Genomic DNA, 20,743 nt, shown 5'->3' with positions numbered 1-20,743 from the left:
AAAGGCGCCCTCACCGGGCGCCTTTTTTGTTTGCGCGTCGAAAGGTTTGCCGGATGGCAAATCGTTGCTAGGCTAGACGCAGGGACAGGGTGGATCAGGACACGGTGGTCACACGGAAATACAGCACGACACGCAGCATTCTGCTGTTCGAAGGCGGCGACAGGCTTGCCTATTGGCGGCGCTTTGCCATGCTGCTGACCCTTTCGGTGATGATCGCAACCATGGGACTGCTGCGCAACTCTGGCGCCGTGGTCATTGCCGCGATGCTGGTCGCGCCGCTGATGACACCCATTCTGGGCATTGCGGCCGCGATGGTCATGGGCTGGCTGAAACGCGCTTTCGTTCTGACCCTGACGGTCTGCATTGCGGCGGTTCTGTGCGTTATGATGGCCTGGATCCTGGTTTATCTTGCCGATGTCCCGCGCGGCATCCTGATCCCCGATCAGGTCTTGGCCCGCACCGACCCGGGCACCGAAGATCTGATCGTGGCGCTCGCGGCCGGCGTGGCCGGCGCATACGTTCAGATCAACAAGGCCGAACTGAGCCTGCTGCCCGGCGCCGCCATCGGCGTGTCTCTGGTTCCGCCATTATCCGCGTCCGGGATCCTGCTGTATTTCGGGGAACCCGCCGACGCCTACGAGGCGGGTCTTTTGTTCGCGACCAACCTTGGCGCGATCGTTCTGTCGGCCTGCGCGGTCTATATCGTCTATGCCGCAAGGTCGGTTGCATTCGGCAAGGGCCGGCGCAAGCTCAACTTTACTGCCGGTGTGGTCATAACCATGGCGTTCCTGGCCCTCGTCGTGGTCCAGTTGGGAAAATCGACCTACAACCGTTACCTGGAAACCCGTACCGAGGCCGAGGTTGCGCAAGCGATCCGCGACTGGGCGGACCCGGTATCGGTCGAGATCATCCGCATCGACGTGAATGCCAAGCGCAAACGGGCCGAGGTCTGGGTGATCGTAGATCTGCCGCCCGAGGCGCAATTCAAGGTCTCGTCCGTTGCCGGGCTGTTGCCCGAGAGCCTACGGGAAACGTCACTGGTGGACGTTCTGCAGGATGAACTTGGCCCCGGCTATCTCGCCGTCATCCGGTACCAGACCCGCATCGGCGCGCAGGTCATTCTTGGCACCGAAACCGTGCAACAGGCCCCGGATGTCGAAAAGTTGAGCGACGAGGAATGACGGCCAGCACCCGGCTACCTCTGGTCAAGCGGGGCCAGCTTTGCCATAGGTGGCGCAACGCCGTTTCAACAGCCCGAGGCCCGCATGACCCAGATCATCTCCGCGCTTGACCAGATTTCCGACCGTTACAAGGCGCTGTTCGTGGATCTTTGGGGCTGCGTCCACAACGGCATCACCGCCTACCCCGAAGCTGTTGCCGCGTTGAAGGCCTATCGCGACCGGGGCGGCAAAGTGGTGTTGGTGACGAACTCTCCGAAGCCGCGTGCCGGGGTTGCAGAGCAGTTAAAACAGTTCAACGTCCCCGCGGACTGCTACGACACCATCGCGACCAGTGGTGACTCGGCCCGGTCCGCCATGTTCCGCGGGGCCGTGGGCGAGAAAGTCTATTTCATGGGTGAGTGGGAGCGCGACGCCGGCTTCTTCGAGCCGCTGAAAATCCTGGAACATCCGATCCACATCGAACGCGTGCCGCTGGACCAGGCCGAGGGGATCGTCTGCTGTGGCCCGTTCGACCCGATGGCCGACCCGGCCGTGAACCGCCCGGACTTCCTGTATGCCAAGCAAAAAGGCCTGAAGCTGTTGTGCGCCAATCCCGATATCGTGGTCGATCGGGGCGAAGTTCGGGAATGGTGCGCCGGTGCGCTGGCCAAGCTTTATTCCGAAATGGGCGGCGAGAGCCTGTATTTCGGCAAACCACACCCGCCCATTTATGATCTGGCCCGGCGTCGCCTGCATGCGCTGGGAACGGACGTGCCGGATGACGAGATTCTGGCCATCGGCGACGGTCCGCATACCGACATAGCCGGCGGCATGGGAGAGGGAATTGATTCCCTGTTCATCAGCGGCGGTCTGGCCGCATCGGAAACAAAAACGTCGCACCAGCCGGATCCGAATGCTTTAAGCGATTATATTTCCAAGGAAAATATCAACCCAACCTACACGATCGGTCGTCTGCGCTAGGCAGAAAACGCTTGATTTTCTGCAGTTGCGAAGTAATAAAGTTGCCAATCTTGGGTCTTTGGTGATTTTTTGTTGCCGGGCCGATGCATAGTGAGGGCAACATGTTGGACAATCTTCCACGCGGAACGATCTGTATCGAAGACATCGAAATGGGCATGACCCGCTACCTGCGCAAAGTGGTCACGGACGAAGACATCGAGATGTTCGCCCAGGTCTCGACCGACCGGAACCCGGTGCATCTGGATGACGACTATGCCCGCGATACGATTTTCGAGGGGCGCATCGCCCACGGGATGCTGACAGCTGGTCTGATCTCGGCCGTGATCGGTGAACAGCTTCCGGGCCATGGTACCGTCTACATGGGCCAGTCGCTCAAATTCCTTGCACCGGTCCGCCCCGGCGACATGGTCTATGCCGAAGTCAAGGTGATCGACATCGACTTCGCCAAGCGCCGGGTCAAGCTGGATTGCCATTGCGCAGTAGACGGCAAGAAGGTTCTGGTTGGCGAGGCGATGGTTTTGGCTCCATCACGGAAATTCGACTGACGGCAGGTTTTGACGCCCTGCTGGGCGCTGGTCTGGAACTGCCGCTTGAACCCGGCGGACAGTCCCGCTAGGCAAGCCCCATGCAGATCATCCGGGATTTCCAGTTTGTAGACCCAGAAGACCGCGGCGCCAGCGTTGCGATCGGGAATTTCGACGGCGTTCATATTGGCCACCAGTCGGTGATAGATCTGGCCCGGAAGGCATGCCCCGCGGCACCCTTGGGCGTTCTGACGTTCGAGCCGCACCCGCGCGAGTATTTCGCCCCCGATGCCCCGCCCTTTCGTCTGATGCGCGGCAATGCGCGTGCGCACCGGCTAGAGAAGTTGGGCGTGCAGAAGCTGTACGAACTGCCGTTCAACGCCGCGCTTGCCGGACTGACGCCCGAGGAATTCGCCACCAACGTGATCTGCAAAGGCTTGGGTCTGGCCCATGTGGTGATCGGGGCCGATTTCTGTTTCGGTAAAGGCCGCAGCGGCACCGCGCAGGACATGGTGCAGTTTGGCCAGCAGATGGGGTTCGGTGTCACCATCGCCCCATTGATGCAGCAGTCCGATCACGTGGTCTCGTCCACCGCGATCCGGCAAGCCCTGAGCGACGGCCGCCCGCGGGACGCGGCGGCCATGCTGGGCCACTGGCACCGGATCGAAGGCGAGGTTATCGGCGGCGAACAGCGCGGCCGCGAATTGGGCTTTCCCACGGCCAATATGTCGATCGAAGGAATCCACCCCCCAAAATTCGGCGTCTACGCGGTTCTGGTCGACGTGCTGGATGGCCCACATGCCGGCAGCTATCACGGTGCGGCCTCGGTCGGGGTGCGGCCGATGTTCCATGGCGAGGTGCCGAATATCGAAACCTTCCTGTTCGACTTCTCCGGCGATCTTTATGGGGCGACCCTCTCGGTGGGTCTGGTCGAATTCCTGCGCCCCGAGATGACCTTTGACGGCCTCGATGCTCTGATCGCCCAGATGACCGAAGACTGCGATCGCGCGCGCAAGATCCTGGCCGCGACATGAGCAAGGATCCGATCGACCGCGCCGGGCTGGCCCCGCGTTTCTGGGAGCGCAAACCCCTGCAGAAGATGAACCCGCGCGAATGGGAAGCCCTGTGCGACGGCTGCGGCAAATGCTGTCTGAACAAGCTTGAAGACGAGGACAGTGGCGAGGTTGCCCTGACCCGTGTCGCCTGCCGGCTGCTGGATGACGCGACGTGCCGATGCACCCAGTATGACATCCGCCACCAGTTCGTACCGGAATGCATCGTCATGCGCCCGGACAACATTCACGAACACGCCTACTGGTTGCCCCAGACCTGCGCCTACCGCCTGTTGTGGGAGGGCAAGCCCCTTTACGATTGGCACCCGTTGCTGTCAGGGTCGCCCGACAGCGTCCACGCCGCCGGCGTTTCGGTTCAAGGGCTTACCGTGTCCGAATTCGAGACGCCCGAGGAAGAGTGGGAAGACTATATTATCGAGGAGCCAACCTGATGCATTTCGCCTCTGACAATTCCGGGCCCGTCCACCCCGAAGTTCTGACCGCACTGGCCGAGGCCAATCAGGGCTATCAGATGGCCTATGGCGCCGATGACCTGATGAACGAAGTGCGCGACCGGATTCGCGCCATCTTCGAGGCGCCCGGGGCAGCGGTCTATCTGGTGGCGACCGGAACGGCGGCCAACTCGCTGGCTCTGGCGACCCTGTCGCAGCCGTGGGAGACCATATTCTGCTCGCCCGTCGCGCATATTCATGAGGACGAGTGCAACGCGCCCGAATTCTACACCGGCGCCAAGCTGACGCTGGTTCCGGGCGGCGACAAGATGCAGCCGGATGCACTGCGCCGCACCATCGCCGCTGAAGAGACCCGCGGCGTGCACGGGCCGCAACGCGGGCCAGTGTCGATCACGCAGGTGACCGAGCGCGGCTCGGTCTATTCGCTGGCCGAACTGCAGGCCCTGTGCGGGGTCGCCAAGGCGTTCGGCCTGCCCGTCCACATGGATGGCGCTCGGTTCACAAATGCGCTGGTCGCGCTGAATTGTTCCCCGGCCGAGATGACGTGGAAGGCGGGCGTGGATGCGGTCAGCTTTGGCGGCACCAAGAATGGGCTGATGGGGGTCGAGGCGGTGATCTTCTTCGACGACAGCAAGGCCTGGGAGTTCGAGTTGCGCCGCAAGCGCGGGGCGCATCTGTTTTCCAAGCACCGGTATCTGTCGGCCCAGATGGCGGCCTATCTGCGCGATGATCTATGGCTGCGCTCGGCCCGTAAGGCCAACGCCAATTGCGCGCGTCTGGCCGATGGGCTGCGGGCTGCGGGTGCGCAGTTCCTGCATGAACCCCAAGCCAACATCATTTTTGCCAGCTTTCCCCGCAGCCTGCACAAGCGCCTGCACGCGGTCGGTGCCGTCTATCACCTGTGGGGCGACCCACTGGACGGCCCGGACGAGGACGAGATGCTGGCCTGCCGGTTCGTCTGCGACTGGTCGACACCGACCGAAGAAATCGACCGGTTCCTGGCGTTGCTCTAGGCGCGCCAGAATTCGTCGATCTGCGCTGCCGTCTCGCCCGGGTGCGAGATGGGCAGCATATGCCCTGCCCCCTCAACAACGCCCTGCTGCGCATTGGGCAAGCGGGCGCAAAGCCCGGCATTGACCACGGCCATGATCGGGTGCGAGGCCGATCCATGCAGCAGCAGGATCGGCATGTCGGCCCGCGCCATGGCCGTCGGGGCCAGCAGGCCGGTGGTGTCGCGGAACAGCGGCCCCTCGACCGCGCCGACCACGCCAACACCTCGGATCATCGCATTTCGGGTTCGCTCCGGCAGGTCCGGCCAGCGCGGGCTACGGTCGGTCGTGCCCCACATGCGGTTGAACAGACGAGCGGCCCGGGGCGCGTCGCCTTCGGCAAGGGCAGTCTTGTATGGCTGGGATTCGGCCGCGTGCCGCGCCGCAAGCGCTGGCGCGTCTTGGTGGGCGACCGCAAAGAACACCGGCTCGATCAGAACGGCGCTGCGCACACGGTCCGGGTATTCGATGGCCAGCCGCAGGGCGACCATCGCGCCGAAACTGTGCCCGATCACGTCCATCGGTTCGCTCAACTGCGCCCGCGACAAAGCTGTGGTCAGGTCGAAGAAATCTCCCTGCCCGTCCCATTCCGGGCTGCGTCCGTGCGACAGCATGTCGGGTGCAGTCAGTGTCGCCTGGTCGCCCAAAGCGGCCGCCAGACCGGACCACGCACCAGAATGCGCAATCGTGCAATGCAGCGCCAGCACCTTGCGAGCACCCGCCCCAAGAGTGCGAACGTGTACGGGCGGCAGCACGGCCTTGGCCACGGTCATGCTTTGAGCGTCGCCAGATGCTCGTCCAGATCGTCAAGCCGGTCCTGCCCCCAGAACCGCTGATCGTCCTGCGTGATATAGAAAGGCGCGCCGAACACGCCGCGGTCCACCGCCTCTTCGAGGTTGGCCGCATAGGTCTCGGCCCCGACCAGCAGTCCGCTGTCGGCCAGCGCCGGATCAAAGCCCGCTCCGGCCAGACAGTTACGGATCACGTCGTCCTGTGCGATGTCCTTGTCCTCGGCCCAGCAGGCGCGCAGAAAAGAATGGCAGAGTTTTCCCACATCACCCGACCCATCCTGAATGGCCGCGATGACGGCGTATGAGGACGGCGCCGCGTTGGTCGGCCAATGTGCAGGTTGCAGGTTGAACGGCAGGCCCGTCTTTTTGGCCTGACGCACCAGTTCCTGCGCCCGGTATTCGATGCGCGACGGGTGGCGGTCTTTAGGGGGCACGCCGCCGGTGCGCCCGAACAGCGCAATGATGTCGACCGGCTTGTAGGCGATGGTGGCGCCGTGCTTGGCCGCGATCTCCTCCAGCCGCAGCCCGGCGAGATAGGAATAGGGCGACAGTGTCGCAAAAAAGTAGTCAATGTCGGCCATGTGCACTTTCTCCACCCAGTTACCTTTGCGGAACGGTAAGGCCATGCTAAGCGGTGTCAACATCACGAATCTGTCACATTGCCACTGCTGCCCGGGGACCTCAGCCGATGCCGACACATCACGAACCCAAGCTTATTGCTGGGAACGCAAACCTTCCGCTTGCCGAAACCATCGCGCGCCGCATGAGCCTGCACCGCGGCGTCAACCAGCGTCTGGTAGATGCGCGGGTCGAACGGTTCAACGATGGCGAGATCTTTGTCGAGGTTTTCGAGAACGTCCGGGGCGAGGACATGTTCATCATCCAGCCCACCTCGAACCCGGCCAATGACAACCTGATGGAGCTACTGATCATCGCCGATGCACTGCGCCGATCGTCGGCGGCGCGGATCACCGCGGTTATCCCCTATTTCGGATATGCCCGCCAGGATCGCCGCACCAAGGCACGCACCCCGATCAGCGCCAAGCTGGTGGCCAACATGCTGACCGGTGCCGGGATCGAACGCATCCTGACGATGGACCTGCATGCGGCACAGATCCAAGGGTTCTTCGACATGCCGGTCGACAACCTGTATGCCTCTCCGATCTTTGCGCTGGACGTGAAGGACCAGTTCCGCGACCAGATGGACGACCTGATGGTGGTTTCGCCGGACGTCGGCGGTGTGGCTCGTGCCCGCGAGCTGGCCAAGCGGATCAGCGCTCCTCTGTCGATCGTCGACAAACGGCGTGAAAAAGCCGGGGAAGTGGCCGAGATGACCGTGATCGGCGACGTGAAGGACAAGATCTGCCTGATCGTCGACGACATTTGCGACACGGCCGGTACGCTGTGCAAGGCGGCGCAGGTGCTGATAGACAACGGCGCACGCGAGGTTCACTCGTACATCACCCATGGCGTCATGAGCGGCCCGGCCGTTGAACGCGTCTCGAACTCGGTGATGAAATCGCTTGTTTTGACCGACACGATCATGCCGACCGAAGACATCAAGAAGGCCAAGAATATCCGCACGGTGCCGACGGCCCCGATCTTCACACAGGCCATTCTGAACATCTGGCAGGGCACATCAGTATCGTCGCTGTTCGAAGACAAGACCCTGATCCCGATCTACGAATCTCTTTACCACACCGACTGAAGAAACCGGAAAGCCATTCCCATGACCGCCAACAAACGTCTGGTTCTTTCCAGCGATCACGCTGCCATCGACCTGCGCAAGGAAGTTGCCGCTTTTGCAGCGGCACAAGGCTGGGACGTTCTGGATCTCGGCCCTGACAGCCCCGAAAGCACCGATTACCCCAAGCACGGCAAAGCCGCCGCCGAGGCCGTCGTCTCGGGCGAGTGCCAATTGGGCATTGTCCTGTGCGGCACGGGGCAAGGTATCATGATGGCTGCAAACAAGGTTCCCGGCATCCGCTGCGGCGTCTGTTCGGATACGTTCTCTGCTCGCATGATCCGCCAGCACAATGACGCCAACATGCTGTCGATCGGCGCGCGTGTTGTTGGCACTGGATTGGCGCTGGATATTGTCGATGCCTTTCTGAGCACCGAATTCGAAGGCGGGCGGCACGCGAAACGCGTGGCAATGATCGAACCCTAAATCATTGCGGATGGCCCGCTGGGAACGGCGGGTCAGGAGATGTCCCAGTCGTCCTCGTGCGCAACTTCCCCGATCGCGGTCCATGCCACGCGGATCCGGGCGATACGGGTGTCCGACCACGTCCGGAACACCGCATCAAAGCCCGTGGTTGTAACATTCTCGGACAGCAGCTCGGCGCGCAAGGCCGATGAGGTATCGACATCCCACAAGGACACTCCAATCTGCACGACGGGCGGGGTGCGGAAGGGTTGGCTGAAGGTGACGGGCCGGCGTCGTTCCCGCGGCCCCTCGCCCGTCCACATGTCTCCGCCATCTGCGAATTCCGAGAACAGAACCTCTTCACCTCGGTCAATTCCGATGGGGTGGGTCAAGAATTTCTTCATTGCGCATCAATTCCTATGAATTTCCGCAACTTATCCTGACCTTTCGGCGAAATCACGACAAAAAAACGGCCCCGCAGCAGCAGGGCCGTTTCCAATTCTGACGGTACATCAGCCGTTACAGGCTCATATGCGTTCCCAGCGCTTCCATGTCGGCCAGCAGCTTGGCTGCCTCGTCGACAATGGTCTGTTCGCCATTTTCCTTCGCCGCCTCGTGCGAGGCACGGGCCTCGGCAATCAGCTCGTCCAGATGCGTGCGGGTCACTTCGTCAACCGGGATGGCCTTTTCGGCCAGCACCGACAGGGCATCTCCGTTGATCTGGGCAAACCCGCCGGTGACCAGGTATTCGCTGGACCCTTCGGGCGCTTCGACCTTCAGGATGCCCGGACGCAGCGTGGTGATGGTGGGGGCATGATCGGGCATTGCCGTCATGTCCCCGTCCGCACCGGGAATCTGGACCGCGCTGGCCTGAAGCGAAGCAAGGCTCCGCTCCGGGCTGACGAGGTCGAATTGCATCGTGTTTGCCATCGGGGATACTCCTTAGGCAGCTGCTGCGGCCATCTTCTCGGCTTTGGCGATCACTTCGTCGATGCCGCCAACCATCAGGAAGGCCGCTTCGGGCAGGTGGTCGAATTCGCCGGCCACGACACGCTCGAACGAGTCGATGGTGACTTCCAGCGGAACCTGCACGCCCGGCGAACCGGTGAAGACTTCGGCCACGTCGAACGGCTGCGACAGGAAGCGCTCGATCTTGCGGGCGCGAGCCACGGTCAGCTTGTCCTCTTCCGACAGTTCGTCCATGCCGAGGATGGCAATGATGTCCTGCAGCGACTTGTAGCGCTGGAGGATCTGCTGAACGTCGGTCGCAACCTTGTAGTGACGCTCGCCGACGATGGCGGGGTCAAGCAGGCGCGAGGTCGAGTCGAGCGGGTCCACGGCCGGGTAGATACCCTTCTCCGAAATCGCACGGTTCAGAACGGTGGTTGCGTCCAGGTGGGCGAACGAGGTTGCCGGCGCGGGGTCGGTCAGGTCGTCCGCAGGCACGTAGATCGCCTGCACCGAGGTGATCGAGCCCTTCTTGGTCGAGGTGATGCGTTCCTGCAGGGCGCCCATGTCGGTGGCCAGCGTCGGCTGGTAGCCCACCGCCGAAGGAATACGACCCAGCAGAGCCGACACCTCGGAACCCGCCTGCGTGAAGCGGAAGATGTTGTCGACGAAGAACAGAACGTCGGTACCGGACTGGTCGCGGAACTGCTCGGCCAGGGTCAGACCGGTCAGAGCAACACGGGCACGCGCCCCCGGAGGCTCGTTCATCTGGCCGTAGACCAGGGCCACCTGGCTTTCCGACAGGTTGTCGGGCTTGATGACGTTCGATTCGATCATCTCGTGGTACAGGTCGTTGCCTTCACGGGTCCGTTCACCAACACCTGCGAACACCGAGAAGCCCGAGTGCACTTTTGCGATGTTGTTGATCAGTTCCATGATCAGAACGGTCTTGCCCACGCCGGCACCGCCGAACAGGCCGATCTTGCCGCCTTTGGCGTAGGGCGCCAGCAGGTCAACCACCTTGATGCCGGTGACCAAAACTTCCGACTCGGTCGATTGTTCGTCGAAGGTCGGCGCGGGCTGGTGGATCGCGCGGGCCTCAGACGCTTCAACCGGACCTTTTTCGTCGATCGGTTCACCGACCACGTTCAGGATGCGGCCCAGGGTGGCGTTGCCAACCGGAACCGAGATCGGTGCGCCGGTGTCAGTCACGGCTTCGCCGCGGACCAGACCTTCGGTCGCGTCCATCGCGATGGTACGGACGGTGTTTTCACCCAGGTGCTGAGCAACTTCCAACACCAGGCGCTTGCCATTGTTGGTAGTTTCCAGCGCGTTCAGAATTTCAGGCAGCTGATCTTCGAAGTGCACGTCGACGACGGCCCCGATGATCTGTGTGACTTTGCCTTTTGCATTCGCCATGTTTCGTCTCCGGTTTTCTTACAGCGCTTCGGCGCCGGAAATAATTTCAATCAGCTCGTTGGTGATCACGGCCTGACGCGAGCGGTTGAACTGGATCGTCAGCTTGTCGATCATCTCGCCCGCATTGCGTGTCGCGTTGTCCATCGCGGACATCCGCGCACCCTGTTCAGACGCACCGTTTTCGAGCAGAGCCGAGAAGATCGCTGTCGCGACCCCCTTGGGCAGCAGGTCGGCCAGGATGGCCTCTTCGCTGGGCTCGTAGTCGAAGATGGCACCGCTGTCGTCACCCGTCGCTTCGTCTTCAAACGAGGCGGGGATGACCTGCTGTGCCGTCGGAATCTGGGTCACAACGTTGACGAACTTCGAGTAGAAGATCGTGGCAACATCGAACTCACCCCCGTCAAAGCGGGACAGGATGTCCTTCGCGATGTCCTGCGCGTTGGTGTAACCAATGCGTTTTACTTCGCTCAGGTCGACATGACCGACGAACAGATCGCCCAGATCACGCTTGAGCGCGTCGCGGCCTTTCTTGCCGACGGTCAGAACCTTGACCGTCTTGCCTTTGAGGCGCAGCTCTTCCGCCTTTTGGCGGGCCAGCTTGGCGATGTTCGAGTTGAAGCCGCCACACAGGCCGCGTTCAGCTGTCATCACAACCAGCAGATGGACATCATCACTGCCCGAACCACGGAGCAGCTTGGGGGCGCTGTCGCTGCCCCCGACCGACGCCGCCAGCCCCGCCATCACGGCATTGAACCGTTCGGCATAGGGGCGCGAGGCTTCGGCAGATTCTTGGGCGCGGCGCAGTTTTGCAGCCGCGACCATCTGCATGGCCTTGGTGATCTTGCGGGTCGATTTGACCGACTCGATCCTGTTTTTAAGGTCCTTTAGACTTGGCATCGCCGCGTCTCCTTAAGCGAAGGTTGCGGCGTATTCGTCCAGCGCAGCCTTGATCTTGTCGGCAGCCTCGCCCTTGATCTTGGGATCTTCGTCGGTGATCCACTGCAGCAGATCGGCATGCTTGCCGCGCAGATGCGCCAGCAGACCCGCTTCGTAGCGGCCAACGTCCGAAACGTCGATCTTGTCGAGATAGCCGTTGGTGCCGGCGAAGATCACGCAGACGATTTCCGCGTTGGTCAGCGGCGAGTACTGCGGCTGCTTCATCAGCTCGGTCAGACGCGCACCGCGGTTCAGCAGCTGCTGGGTTGCGGCGTCCAGGTCGGAACCGAATTGCGCAAATGCAGCCATTTCGCGGTACTGGGCCAGTTCCAGTTTCACCGGACCGGCGACCGACTTCATCGCGTTGGTCTGAGCCGACGAACCCACGCGCGAAACCGACAGACCGGTGTTCACGGCGGGGCGGATGCCCTGGTAGAACAGCTCGGTTTCCAGGAAGATCTGGCCGTCGGTGATCGAGATCACGTTGGTCGGAATAAAGGCCGACACGTCGCCACCCTGGGTTTCGATGACCGGCAGAGCGGTCAGCGAACCGGCACCGAAGTCTTCGTTCAGCTTGGCCGAACGCTCCAGCAGGCGCGAGTGCAGGTAGAAAACGTCACCCGGATAGGCTTCGCGGCCCGGCGGACGGCGCAGCAGCAGCGACATCTGACGATAGGCGACGGCCTGCTTGGACAGGTCATCATAGATGATCAAAGCGTGGCGGCCGTTGTCGCGGAAGTACTCGGCCATCGCGGTTGCGGCATAGGGCGCCAGGAACTGCATCGGCGCCGGGTCGGACGCGGTTGCGGCCACGACGATCGAGTATTCGATGGCGCCGGATTCTTCCAGTTTCTTCACCAGCTGAGCAACGGTCGAACGCTTCTGGCCGATGGCCACGTAGACGCAGTACAGCTTCTTCGATTCATCGTCGCCAGCGGCTTCGTTGTAGACCTTCTGGTTCAGGATGGTGTCCAGAGCCACGGCGGTCTTGCCGGTCTGACGGTCGCCGATGATCAGCTCACGCTGGCCACGGCCGATCGGGATCATCGCGTCAACCGACTTCAGGCCGGTCGCCATCGGCTCATGCACCGACTTACGCGGGATGATGCCCGGCGCCTTGACGTCTGCGACGCCGCGCTGCTTGGCATTGATCGGGCCTTTGCCGTCCAGCGGGTTGCCCAGACCGTCAACAACGCGGCCCAACAGTTCGTCACCAACCGGAACGTCCACGATCGAGTTGGTGCGCTTGACGGTGTCACCTTCCTTGATGTCACGGTCCGAGCCGAAGATCACGACACCGACGTTGTCGGCTTCGAGGTTCAGCGCCATGCCCATGATGCCGCCGGGGAACTCGACCATCTCACCCGCCTGCACATTGTCCAGGCCGTAAACACGGGCAATACCGTCACCGACGCTCAGCACGCGGCCGATTTCGGCCACCTCTGCTTCTTGACCAAAATTCTTGATCTGGTCTTTCAGGATTGCAGAAATCTCTGCGGCTTGGATACCCATTTATCCGACCTCTTTCATTGCATTCTGTAGGGAGTTGAGCTTGGAGCGGATCGAACTGTCGATCATCTGCGAGCCCACTTTGACGACAAGACCACCGATGAGGCTTTCATCGACGGTCGCATTGATGGTCACGTCCTTGCCTACGCGCTCGGACAGTGTCTTGGACAGTTTCTCCAGCTGGGTCTTGGTCAGCGCCTTGGCCGAGGCAACTTCGGCAGTCACTTCGCCGCGCTCGTCAGCCAGCATTTCGCGCAGAACCTTGATCAGCTGCGGCAGCACGAACAGACGGCGCTTCTGCGCCATCAGAGCCAGCGTGTTGCGCATAATCGGGTGCAGGCCCATCTTGTCGGCCACGGCGGTGATGGCCGCCTGCTGGTCGGCCCGGGAGATCAGCGGCGAAGAGATCACCTCGCGCAGGTCCGCGCTTTCACTCAATGCAGCCGAAAGGTCATTGATGCCGGTTTCCAGACCTGCAAGGTCCTTGTTCTCTTTTGCGATCTCGAAGATCGCCGTTGCATAGCGTTTCGCTATGCCCGTCGAAATCGAAGCTGGTTCGGACACGTCCACCCTTCCGATATTTTGGGCCCCGATTTCGCGTGCGGCAGCTGAACCGGGGGCGTGAGGAAACCCCGTCCTGAAAGGGCGGGGATCAAAATCACCGGGGATGTAGCAGAGCCTAAGCCACCTAGCAATATGTTATGCCGGGCTTAGCTTTATCCACAAAATCTTTCTTTTCAATCGGTTACGGAAACTGCGACGGTTTGAACCCATTCGCCGGCGTGAAAAATGTTACCAAGTTGCCTGTTTTTGCGATTCCTGTGGCCTTTTTCCCTCATGTTTCCGGGAATCCCGCGCTGGTGGATGCGCGCCGGTTCACGCCGGCTTCAGCAATCCGTCCAGCGCTTTGATGGGGCGTTTTTCGGCATCCTTGGTCACGCTGCCGCTTGGTGGCCGCAAGAGCTTGCTGGCTTCGACCATCAGAACACCACCGGCCATGATGGTCGGGATCCGTTGCCCCGTCTTTTCGATCAACCCACCCGAGCGCAGCCAGAACCGCCGGAACGAGGGCGGCAGGTAAAGCGCGGAACAGTGCATCTCGGGCACGAAATGATGTGCTCGCAGCTGGTTCTCAAGCTGGGTTGCCGAATACGGATGTCCATAGCCGAAGGGCGTTCGGTCGGTTCGGGACCAAAGCCCGGCCCGATTGGGAACGACAAACACCGCCCGGCCGCCCGGCCCCAGAACACGCCAGCATTCTTCAAGCAGTTGACTGGGCCGCTCCGAGGTCTCAAGCCCGTGCATGACCACCAGCTTGTCCACATGACCGGTTTCGATCGGCCACCGGGTTTCCTCGGTCAGCACCGATACGTTCTGCATACCAGCGGGCCAGGGCATCACCCCTTGCGGTCCGGGCATCAGGCCGATGACACGCCGCGCGTCCGCAAGATAAGGGCGCAACAGAGGCACCGCAAAGCCGAATCCGGCCACCGCCTGGCCCTTGGCCTCGGGCCACAGTTCGATCAGCCGGCCACGAATGGCAGCCTGCGCCGCACGCCCCAGCGTGCTGCGGTAGTAGAAGTTCCTAAGATCCTGCACATCAAGATGCATTGCAGATACCCGATCGATCGGCTTAGCTGAGCGCAGTCTAGCAACGAAAGGGCAAAAGGCCATGCCTCTTGAGATCGTCACCATCCCCTGTCTCAGCGACAACTATGCTTTTCTGGCCCATGACCATGCAAGCGGACAGACAGCGTTGGTCGACGCCCCGGAGGCCGGGCCCATTCTGGCCGAATTGACCGCACGCGGCTGGCGCCTGAGCCATGTCCTTCTGACCCATCACCACTGGGATCACGTCGACGGCTTGCCGGGCATCCTCGAGCAGCACCCAGCACAGGTGATGGGTGCGGCGGCCGACGCTCACCGACTTCCTCCCCTCGACCAACAGGTGGCTGACGGTGACCGGTTCGAGATTGGGGGTGAACCCGTCGAGGTTCTGGATGTCTCGGGGCACACGGTGGGACATGTGGCCTATTATTTGCCCCAAAGCGCGGTGGTGTTCACGGCCGACAGCCTGATGGCGCTGGGATGCGGCCGCTTGTTCGAAGGAGACGCGGGGCAAATGTGGACCTCGCTTTTGAAACTCGCTGCTTTGCCCGACGAGACGTCGGTCTGCTCGGGTCACGAATACACCCAGTCAAACGCCCGGTTTGCGGTGACCATTGATCCTGACAACACAGCGCTGCAGCAACGAGTGAATGAGATCGATCAGGCACGGGCAGAGGGTCGCGCGACCGTGCCGTCAAATCTGGGCGAGGAAAAGGCGACCAATCCGTTCCTGCGCGCCACTGATCCCAAGATTCAGGCACAGCTTGGAATGGTGGGGGCTGACCCGGTCGCGGTTTTTGCCGAGATCCGGGGTAGAAAAGACCGCTTCTGATGCCTAATTGGTCTTCTTCACGGCCACGGTCACATTAAATGTGACTGTCAAGTGAAAGAAAACCCTTGAAGCCGCGCCATGATCAACCAAACTCTAATAGTATGAGGTCATGGTTGGGATGGGGATCCGGCCAATACTCGAACCCCTTCCGGCCCAATACAGAGGAGCACCCGCGTGCCTTCATTCTCGAGCACACTGGAACAAGCCATTCACGCGGCCCTGGCGGCTGCAAACGAACGGCGTCATGAATTCGCAACGCTGGAGCATCTGCTGCTGGCGCTGCTGGAAGAACCCGATGCGGTGCGCGTCATGAAGGCGTGCAGCGTGGATCTGGACGAATTGCGCAGCTCTCTGGTCGAGTTCATCGACGAGGATCTGTCCAATCTGGTAACAGACATCGACGGGTCCGAAGCCGTACCGACAGCTGCGTTCCAGCGTGTTATCCAGCGCGCCGCGATCCATGTGCAAAGCTCGGGCCGGACCGAGGTGACCGGGGCAAATGTTCTGGTGGCCATCTTTGCCGAACGGGAAAGCAACGCGGCATATTTCCTGCAAGAGCAGGACATGACGCGGTATGACGCGGTGAATTTCATCGCCCACGGCGTCGCCAAAGACCCGGCATTTGGTGAAAATCGTCCGGTAACCGGCGCTGATCAGGGTGAAGAGGAAGCGCAGAACGCCTCCGGTGACGCCGACCAGAAGGAAAGCGCGCTGGGCAAGTATTGCGTGGACCTGAACGCCAAGTCCCGCGCCGGCGATGTCGATCCGTTGATCGGTCGCGCCGACGAGGTCGAGCGGTGCATCCAGGTTCTGTGCCGCCGCCGCAAGAACAACCCGCTGCTGGTGGGTGATCCGGGCGTGGGCAAGACGGCGATTGCCGAAGGCTTGGCCTACAAGATCGTCCAGGGCGACGCGCCCGAGGTTTTGGCCAACACCACCATCTATTCGCTGGACATGGGCGCATTGCTGGCCGGCACGCGCTATCGGGGCGACTTCGAAGAGCGGCTCAAGGCCGTGGTGACCGAGCTTGAGGATCACCCCGACGCCGTGCTGTTCATCGACGAGATTCACACCGTGATCGGTGCCGGCGCTACGTCGGGCGGCGCCATGGATGCCTCGAACCTGCTGAAACCCGCGTTGCAGGGCGGCAAGCTGCGCACCATGGGATCGACCACCTACAAGGAGTTCCGCCAGCACTTCGAGAAGGACCGCGCGCTGTCGCGCCGGTTCCAGAAGATCGACGTGAACGAGCCTTCGGTCGAGGACAGCGTGAAGATCCTGCGCGGTCTCAAGCCCTATTTCGAAGAGCATCACGACATCAAATACACTGCCGACGCGATCAAGACCGCGGTCGAGCTGTCTGCGCGTTACATCAACGACCGCAAACTGCCTGATAAGGCCATCGACGTGATCGACGAGGCCGGTGCGGCTCAGCATCTGGTCGCGGAAAGCAAACGGCGCAAGACCATCGGCGTCAAGGAGATCGAGGCCGTGGTGGCCAAGATCGCGCGCATTCCGCCGAAGAACGTCACCAAGGACGATGCCGAGGTACTGAAGGACCTTGAGAACTCGTTGAAACGGGTGGTGTTCGGGCAGGACCAGGCAATCGAGGCTCTGTCCAGCGCAATCAAGCTGGCACGGGCCGGTCTGCGCGAGCCGGAAAAACCGATCGGCAACTACCTGTTCGCCGGCCCGACCGGTGTCGGCAAAACCGAGGTCGCCAAGCAACTGGCCGATACGCTCGGCGTGGAACTGCTGCGCTTCGACATGTCGGAATACATGGAGAAACACGCGGTCAGCCGTCTGATCGGTGCGCCTCCGGGCTATGTCGGGTTTGATCAGGGCGGTTTGCTGACCGATGGCGTCGACCAGCACCCGCATTGCGTGCTGCTGCTGGACGAGATCGAGAAGGCCCACCCGGATGTGTTCAACATCCTGCTTCAGGTGATGGACCACGGCGAACTGACCGATCACAACGGCCGCACGGTGAATTTCCGCAACGTGGTGTTGATCATGACCTCGAACGCCGGCGCGCAAGAACAGGCCAAGGCCGCAATCGGCTTTGCCCGCGACCGGCGTGAGGGTGAAGATACCGCCGCAATCGAACGGATGTTCACGCCTGAATTCCGCAACCGTTTGGACGCAGTAATCTCGTTCGCGCCGCTACCCAAAGAGGTCATCCTGCAAGTGGTAGAAAAATTCGTCCTGCAGCTTGAGGCGCAACTGCTGGATCGTGGCGTGACCATCGACCTGACTCCGAAAGCCGCCGAGTGGCTGGCCGACAAGGGGTATGACGATAAGATGGGCGCACGGCCGCTGGGCCGGGTCATCCAGGAGCACATCAAGAAACCGTTGGCCGAAGAACTGCTGTTCGGCAAGCTGGCCAAGGGCGGTGTTGTGCGGGTCTCGGTCAAGAAAGGCGATCTGGATCTCGAGATTGTCGGCCCCGACAATCCGCGGATATCGGGCGACAAGCCGCCGCTGCTCACCGCGGACTAGACCTAGGTCCAATCAAACAAGTCTCATCGCCCGGCAGCCAGTTCTGCCGGGCGATTTCGTGAGTGGCCGCCCCCCTCTCCTGCCAGTATCCTCCAAAAAGACAGTTCCCAGCGACGGAAACCGCTGCGCGCCACGTTTCAGACCAAACCCTTTGGAGTGGAGCAGCGCAGTGTCCAGAAAAATTGCCGTCATTTGGAGCATCGCCTTCGCGGCCTCGGTCGTCGGCGTAATCGCCTCTGCCCAGCATCGGTTTCGCTTTCATGACGAAACCCGTGCGCAACCGTTGAACCTGGAACCGGCGACCGCCAACCCAGGCGTCAACAGATCAGAGATCGCCGAACAAGGCCGCGCCTTGTCGATTACCGGCAATGGCATCCCCAATCATCTGGTCGGTCGCTTTCCGAACAAAGGCAACCCCCATCAAATCGCCGAGCAGTCGGTCAAATTGAACGTGCCGGCTGTTCCGAGGGCGAATGCAACCCCAACGCCTCTGCGCATGGGGTGGAATTTTGGCGTGTCCCTGACTGGGGTCGTCTTTGACCCACTGGCCGCTGAATTCTGGCACGGCAATCCCCGGTCGGGCTGGTCCTACAATGCCTTGGGCGGCGCGATCGCCCTTGGACTCGATGCCAATTTCGCGCATGTCCAACCAAACGGAAAATATCACTACCACGGGGTTCCGACCGGCCTGATCGAAATGCAGGGCTGGTCACCGAAAGAACACTCTCCGTTGATCGGGTATGCGGCGGACGGGTTTCCGATTTACGCCCGAACCGGTGTGGTAGGCGGCAAGGTCACGCAAATGACCTCTTCCTACCGGCTGAAGGCCGGTCAGCGCCCGGGCGGGACCGCCCCTGACGGACGACATGATGGAACTTTCAACGAAGACTTCGAGTTCGTAGCAGGACTTGGAACGCTCGATGAATGCAATGGCGCCATGACCGTCTCGGCCGAGTTTCCTTCGGGCACTTACGCGTATTTTCTGACCGATGACTACCCGGTTGTTCCACGCTGTTTTGCGGGCACACCCGATCCCAGCTTCCGCTTCGGGCCGCGTTGACACTGGCTTAGCGTTCGGTCAGCTTCAATTCGATGCGACGGTTCTTTGCCCGCGCTTCCGGAGTGTCCGCCGTATCGACAGGTTGAAACTCTCCAAATCCGTTTGCTGACAGGCGTTCCGGCGGTATGCCCAACTGTTCGACCATGTAGCGCACGACCGACAGCGCCCGCCCTTGGCTGAGCTCCCAGTTGTCGCGATACCGTCCTGTTCCGTTCAGCGGGATATTGTCCGTGTGACCGTCGACCCGGATAACCCAATTCAATTCGGGCGGAATGTCCGCAGCAATCCCGCGCAGAATGCCCGCCACTTTCGCGACCTCGCGCCGGCCATCCTCGGACAGAACCGCCGAACCGGGGGGGAACAGCACCTCGGACGAGAATACGAAGCGGTCGCCCTCGATCCGAACGCCTTCCTGGTTGCCCAACACGTCGCGCAGGCGACCAAAGAACTCGGAGCGGTACCTCTGCAGGTCTTCGGCCTGCGCCGTAAGTTCCTGATTCTGACCGGCCAGTTTCTCGGCCTCAGCCTCCAGGCGGACGCGTTCGGCCTCTTCCAACAAGCGGCGGCGCCGTTCTTCGGAAGCGGCCCGGGCAAGGGCCGCGTTCAGGTCCTGACCAAGGGTCTGAATTTGCACCTCGGCCTCGGCATTCCTGTCTTTGTAGTCATCCAGCAGCGCCTGCAAAGACCCCAATTGGCCGCGCAATGCGGCGATCTGCTGGTTCAACAGGGCCGTCTGGCGTTGCGCCTTGGCGGAAAGAGCCTTTTCGGTGGCGATCGTTTCCCGGGCAACGGCAAGCAAGGCGTCACGCTGCTCGGCCAGCGTCCGCTGGCTTTCGGCCTCGGCCTCGGCTTCGGTTCTCGCCGCAAGGGCTGCTTCAAGCTGAGCCTTGAGCTCCTCGTCATTCAACTCACCGAATTGCCGCTCAAGCTCGGCTTTGGCCGTCTGAGCGGCGGCCAACAGTGTCAGTGTTTCCTCGGCCTTCTTGCGCTGCTCTTCCAGTGCCAGGGTCATGGCCGTCAATTCGGCATCCGCATTCTGCAATCTGTTGCGCAGTGCCTCAGCGGCAGCAGCCTCGGCGACGCGGGCGGCTTCCTCTTCAGTCAGTTGGCTTTGCAATTCCGCGATCTGGGCCGCGCGCGCACTGTCCGCTTGCTCAAGGTCGGCTACCAAGGCCTCCAGCGCTTCGCGGCGTGCAGCCGCCAGCCGTGCGGCCTCGGCCTGGGCATCCACCTCCGCACGGCTTTGTGCCAAGGCAAGGTTCAATGCCTCCTGCTCGGAAAGCAGTTGCTCGCGCTGGGATTCCAATTCGGCAATATCGCCCTGCGCGCGCGCCTGATCAGCCAAAAGCGCGGCAACTTGCGCTTCGAACCCCGTGATACGAGTTTGAGCCTCTTCCAACTCGGCCGCGCGCTGGTCACGCTCCGAGGTGAGTGACGAGATCAAGGCCTGCGCCTGGCTCAGATCCTCTTCGGCCTGCGACAGCGTCGTGTTCAGCGCCCCCAACCGGGCCTGCAGACGGCTGTTCTCGCGCTCTTCCAGGCCCAAGGCATCCGCAAGGGCGGCCACTTCGTCCGACAGGGCCGTCAGCTCGTCTTCCTGTCCGGAGATGGTTTCGCGCAGCACGAACTGCACGACCATGAAAATGGTCAGCACAAAGGTCATGACCATCAGCAGCCCCGTGATTGCATCAACGAAGCCGGGCCAGACCGAGCCTTGGAAACGCTGACCGGTTCGACGAGACAGGGCCATGTG

The 20,743-nt window shown here is 61.6% G+C and carries 21 protein-coding genes; 11 read left to right on the top strand and 10 right to left on the bottom strand.

Features of this window, described 5'->3' with window-relative positions:
- Nucleotides 1–89 precede the first annotated feature (89 nt).
- The 6 genes from ACR0EF_RS01265 (at nucleotide 90) to ACR0EF_RS01240 (ending at nucleotide 5,203) form a co-directional block, all read left to right on the top strand.
- Nucleotides 90–1,181 carry a DUF389 domain-containing protein gene (locus ACR0EF_RS01265; RefSeq protein WP_170357130.1) on the top strand — a complete coding sequence of 364 codons (1,092 nt, stop codon included), beginning with the start codon at nucleotides 90–92 and terminating at the stop codon, nucleotides 1,179–1,181.
- 84 nt (nucleotides 1,182–1,265) lie between these two features.
- Nucleotides 1,266–2,141 carry a TIGR01459 family HAD-type hydrolase gene (locus tag ACR0EF_RS01260; RefSeq protein WP_170357129.1) on the top strand — a complete coding sequence of 292 codons (876 nt, stop codon included), beginning with the start codon at nucleotides 1,266–1,268 and terminating at the stop codon, nucleotides 2,139–2,141.
- A gap of 101 nt (nucleotides 2,142–2,242) precedes the next feature.
- A complete protein-coding gene (locus ACR0EF_RS01255) occupies nucleotides 2,243–2,686 on the top strand; it encodes a MaoC family dehydratase (protein ID WP_093964645.1) in 444 nt (147 codons plus the stop codon).
- 80 nt (nucleotides 2,687–2,766) lie between these two features.
- Nucleotides 2,767–3,699, top strand: a complete 933-nt coding sequence (locus ACR0EF_RS01250; RefSeq protein ID WP_170371710.1) for a bifunctional riboflavin kinase/FAD synthetase — start codon at nucleotides 2,767–2,769, stop codon at nucleotides 3,697–3,699.
- Nucleotides 3,696–4,169 (top strand): YcgN family cysteine cluster protein, encoded by a 474-nt coding sequence (locus ACR0EF_RS01245; protein ID WP_170340543.1) that lies wholly within the window; start codon nucleotides 3,696–3,698, stop codon nucleotides 4,167–4,169. The genes ACR0EF_RS01250 and ACR0EF_RS01245 overlap by 4 nt, the downstream gene beginning before the upstream one ends.
- The gene (locus tag ACR0EF_RS01240; RefSeq protein ID WP_170371712.1) at nucleotides 4,169–5,203 is read left to right on the top strand and encodes a threonine aldolase family protein; all 1,035 of its coding nucleotides are present in this window, start codon (nucleotides 4,169–4,171) and stop codon (nucleotides 5,201–5,203) included. The genes ACR0EF_RS01245 and ACR0EF_RS01240 overlap by 1 nt, the downstream gene beginning before the upstream one ends.
- Here ACR0EF_RS01240 and ACR0EF_RS01235 read toward each other — a convergent pair.
- Together ACR0EF_RS01235 and ACR0EF_RS01230 are read right to left on the bottom strand one after the other, a co-directional pair.
- Nucleotides 5,200–6,012, bottom strand: a complete 813-nt coding sequence (locus ACR0EF_RS01235) for an alpha/beta fold hydrolase (protein ID WP_170340537.1) — start codon at nucleotides 6,010–6,012, stop codon at nucleotides 5,200–5,202. The genes ACR0EF_RS01240 and ACR0EF_RS01235 overlap by 4 nt on opposite strands.
- On the bottom strand, nucleotides 6,009–6,611 hold the full coding sequence (locus ACR0EF_RS01230) for a 2-hydroxychromene-2-carboxylate isomerase (RefSeq protein WP_170371714.1): 603 nt from the start codon (nucleotides 6,609–6,611) through the stop codon (nucleotides 6,009–6,011). The genes ACR0EF_RS01235 and ACR0EF_RS01230 overlap by 4 nt, the downstream gene beginning before the upstream one ends.
- Before the next feature lie 107 nt (nucleotides 6,612–6,718).
- On the opposite strand from ACR0EF_RS01230, the gene ACR0EF_RS01225 reads away from it, so the two are divergent.
- The gene (locus ACR0EF_RS01225; protein ID WP_093964640.1) at nucleotides 6,719–7,738 is read left to right on the top strand and encodes a ribose-phosphate pyrophosphokinase; all 1,020 of its coding nucleotides are present in this window, start codon (nucleotides 6,719–6,721) and stop codon (nucleotides 7,736–7,738) included.
- 21 nt (nucleotides 7,739–7,759) lie between these two features.
- Complete coding sequence (gene rpiB / locus ACR0EF_RS01220) at nucleotides 7,760–8,200, top strand: ribose 5-phosphate isomerase B (RefSeq protein WP_170340531.1); 441 nt, start codon at nucleotides 7,760–7,762, stop codon at nucleotides 8,198–8,200.
- 32 nt (nucleotides 8,201–8,232) lie between these two features.
- Here rpiB and ACR0EF_RS01215 read toward each other — a convergent pair whose 3' ends face one another.
- The 7 genes from ACR0EF_RS01215 to ACR0EF_RS01185 all read right to left on the bottom strand — a co-directional run bounded on the left by ACR0EF_RS01215 (nucleotide 8,233) and on the right by ACR0EF_RS01185 (nucleotide 14,602).
- Nucleotides 8,233–8,583, bottom strand: coding sequence for an H-type lectin domain-containing protein (locus ACR0EF_RS01215; protein ID WP_093964638.1), 351 nt, complete (start codon nucleotides 8,581–8,583; stop codon nucleotides 8,233–8,235).
- Between the two features lie 115 nt (nucleotides 8,584–8,698).
- Nucleotides 8,699–9,109 (bottom strand): F0F1 ATP synthase subunit epsilon, encoded by a 411-nt coding sequence (locus tag ACR0EF_RS01210; protein WP_149776434.1) that lies wholly within the window; start codon nucleotides 9,107–9,109, stop codon nucleotides 8,699–8,701.
- Between the two features lie 12 nt (nucleotides 9,110–9,121).
- On the bottom strand, nucleotides 9,122–10,546 hold the full coding sequence (atpD, locus tag ACR0EF_RS01205; protein WP_170357123.1) for a F0F1 ATP synthase subunit beta: 1,425 nt from the start codon (nucleotides 10,544–10,546) through the stop codon (nucleotides 9,122–9,124).
- A gap of 18 nt (nucleotides 10,547–10,564) precedes the next feature.
- Entirely contained in the window at nucleotides 10,565–11,443 is an 879-nt protein-coding gene (locus ACR0EF_RS01200; RefSeq protein WP_170369672.1) for a F0F1 ATP synthase subunit gamma, read from the bottom strand.
- Between the two features lie 12 nt (nucleotides 11,444–11,455).
- Entirely contained in the window at nucleotides 11,456–12,994 is a 1,539-nt protein-coding gene (gene atpA, locus ACR0EF_RS01195) for a F0F1 ATP synthase subunit alpha (protein ID WP_170339951.1), read from the bottom strand.
- Nucleotides 12,995–13,555, bottom strand: a complete 561-nt coding sequence (locus ACR0EF_RS01190) for a F0F1 ATP synthase subunit delta (RefSeq protein ID WP_093965027.1) — start codon at nucleotides 13,553–13,555, stop codon at nucleotides 12,995–12,997.
- Nucleotides 13,556–13,867: 312 nt separating this feature from the next.
- On the bottom strand, nucleotides 13,868–14,602 hold the full coding sequence (locus tag ACR0EF_RS01185) for a class I SAM-dependent methyltransferase (protein WP_170371716.1): 735 nt from the start codon (nucleotides 14,600–14,602) through the stop codon (nucleotides 13,868–13,870).
- Nucleotides 14,603–14,663: 61 nt separating this feature from the next.
- Here ACR0EF_RS01185 and gloB point away from each other — a divergent pair, with 61 nt between their 5' ends.
- From gloB to ACR0EF_RS01170, 3 genes are all read left to right on the top strand, one after another.
- Nucleotides 14,664–15,431 (top strand): hydroxyacylglutathione hydrolase, encoded by a 768-nt coding sequence (gene gloB / locus ACR0EF_RS01180; protein WP_170371718.1) that lies wholly within the window; start codon nucleotides 14,664–14,666, stop codon nucleotides 15,429–15,431.
- A 174-nt stretch (nucleotides 15,432–15,605) separates the two neighbouring features.
- Nucleotides 15,606–17,930: an ATP-dependent Clp protease ATP-binding subunit ClpA gene (gene clpA, locus ACR0EF_RS01175; protein ID WP_170369680.1), complete on the top strand. Its 2,325-nt coding sequence runs from the start codon at nucleotides 15,606–15,608 to the stop codon at nucleotides 17,928–17,930.
- A gap of 169 nt (nucleotides 17,931–18,099) precedes the next feature.
- Nucleotides 18,100–18,990, top strand: a complete 891-nt coding sequence (locus tag ACR0EF_RS01170) for a YHYH protein (RefSeq protein WP_170369682.1) — start codon at nucleotides 18,100–18,102, stop codon at nucleotides 18,988–18,990.
- 7 nt (nucleotides 18,991–18,997) lie between these two features.
- Here ACR0EF_RS01170 and ACR0EF_RS01165 read toward each other — a convergent pair whose 3' ends face one another.
- Nucleotides 18,998–20,740 (bottom strand): peptidoglycan -binding protein, encoded by a 1,743-nt coding sequence (locus ACR0EF_RS01165; RefSeq protein WP_170371720.1) that lies wholly within the window; start codon nucleotides 20,738–20,740, stop codon nucleotides 18,998–19,000.
- Nucleotides 20,741–20,743 lie beyond the last annotated feature (3 nt).

Source organism: Ruegeria sp. CG8, from assembly GCF_056537165.1.
The sequence above is the reverse complement of the archived record's forward strand: the minus strand, read 5'-3'. Positions and strand labels throughout refer to the sequence as shown.

Bases quoted from the DNA above. Each gene is read 5' to 3' on its own strand.
- ACR0EF_RS01225 (WP_093964640.1), top strand. From the start codon at position 6,719: ATGCCGACACATCACGAACCCAAGCTTATTGCTGGGAACGCAAACCTT.
- ACR0EF_RS01240 (WP_170371712.1), top strand. From the start codon at position 4,169: ATGCATTTCGCCTCTGACAATTCCGGGCCCGTCCACCCCGAAGTTCTG.
- rpiB (WP_170340531.1), top strand. From the start codon at position 7,760: ATGACCGCCAACAAACGTCTGGTTCTTTCCAGCGATCACGCTGCCATC.
- ACR0EF_RS01210 (WP_149776434.1), bottom strand. From the start codon at position 9,109: ATGGCAAACACGATGCAATTCGACCTCGTCAGCCCGGAGCGGAGCCTT.
- atpA (WP_170339951.1), bottom strand. From the start codon at position 12,994: ATGGGTATCCAAGCCGCAGAGATTTCTGCAATCCTGAAAGACCAGATC.
- ACR0EF_RS01255 (WP_093964645.1), top strand. From the start codon at position 2,243: ATGTTGGACAATCTTCCACGCGGAACGATCTGTATCGAAGACATCGAA.
- ACR0EF_RS01185 (WP_170371716.1), bottom strand. From the start codon at position 14,602: ATGCATCTTGATGTGCAGGATCTTAGGAACTTCTACTACCGCAGCACG.
- atpD (WP_170357123.1), bottom strand. From the start codon at position 10,546: ATGGCGAATGCAAAAGGCAAAGTCACACAGATCATCGGGGCCGTCGTC.
- ACR0EF_RS01235 (WP_170340537.1), bottom strand. From the start codon at position 6,012: ATGACCGTGGCCAAGGCCGTGCTGCCGCCCGTACACGTTCGCACTCTT.
- ACR0EF_RS01230 (WP_170371714.1), bottom strand. From the start codon at position 6,611: ATGGCCGACATTGACTACTTTTTTGCGACACTGTCGCCCTATTCCTAT.
- gloB (WP_170371718.1), top strand. From the start codon at position 14,664: ATGCCTCTTGAGATCGTCACCATCCCCTGTCTCAGCGACAACTATGCT.
- ACR0EF_RS01260 (WP_170357129.1), top strand. From the start codon at position 1,266: ATGACCCAGATCATCTCCGCGCTTGACCAGATTTCCGACCGTTACAAG.
- ACR0EF_RS01250 (WP_170371710.1), top strand. From the start codon at position 2,767: ATGCAGATCATCCGGGATTTCCAGTTTGTAGACCCAGAAGACCGCGGC.
- ACR0EF_RS01215 (WP_093964638.1), bottom strand. From the start codon at position 8,583: ATGAAGAAATTCTTGACCCACCCCATCGGAATTGACCGAGGTGAAGAG.
- ACR0EF_RS01200 (WP_170369672.1), bottom strand. From the start codon at position 11,443: ATGCCAAGTCTAAAGGACCTTAAAAACAGGATCGAGTCGGTCAAATCG.
- ACR0EF_RS01165 (WP_170371720.1), bottom strand. From the start codon at position 20,740: ATGGCCCTGTCTCGTCGAACCGGTCAGCGTTTCCAAGGCTCGGTCTGG.
- ACR0EF_RS01245 (WP_170340543.1), top strand. From the start codon at position 3,696: ATGAGCAAGGATCCGATCGACCGCGCCGGGCTGGCCCCGCGTTTCTGG.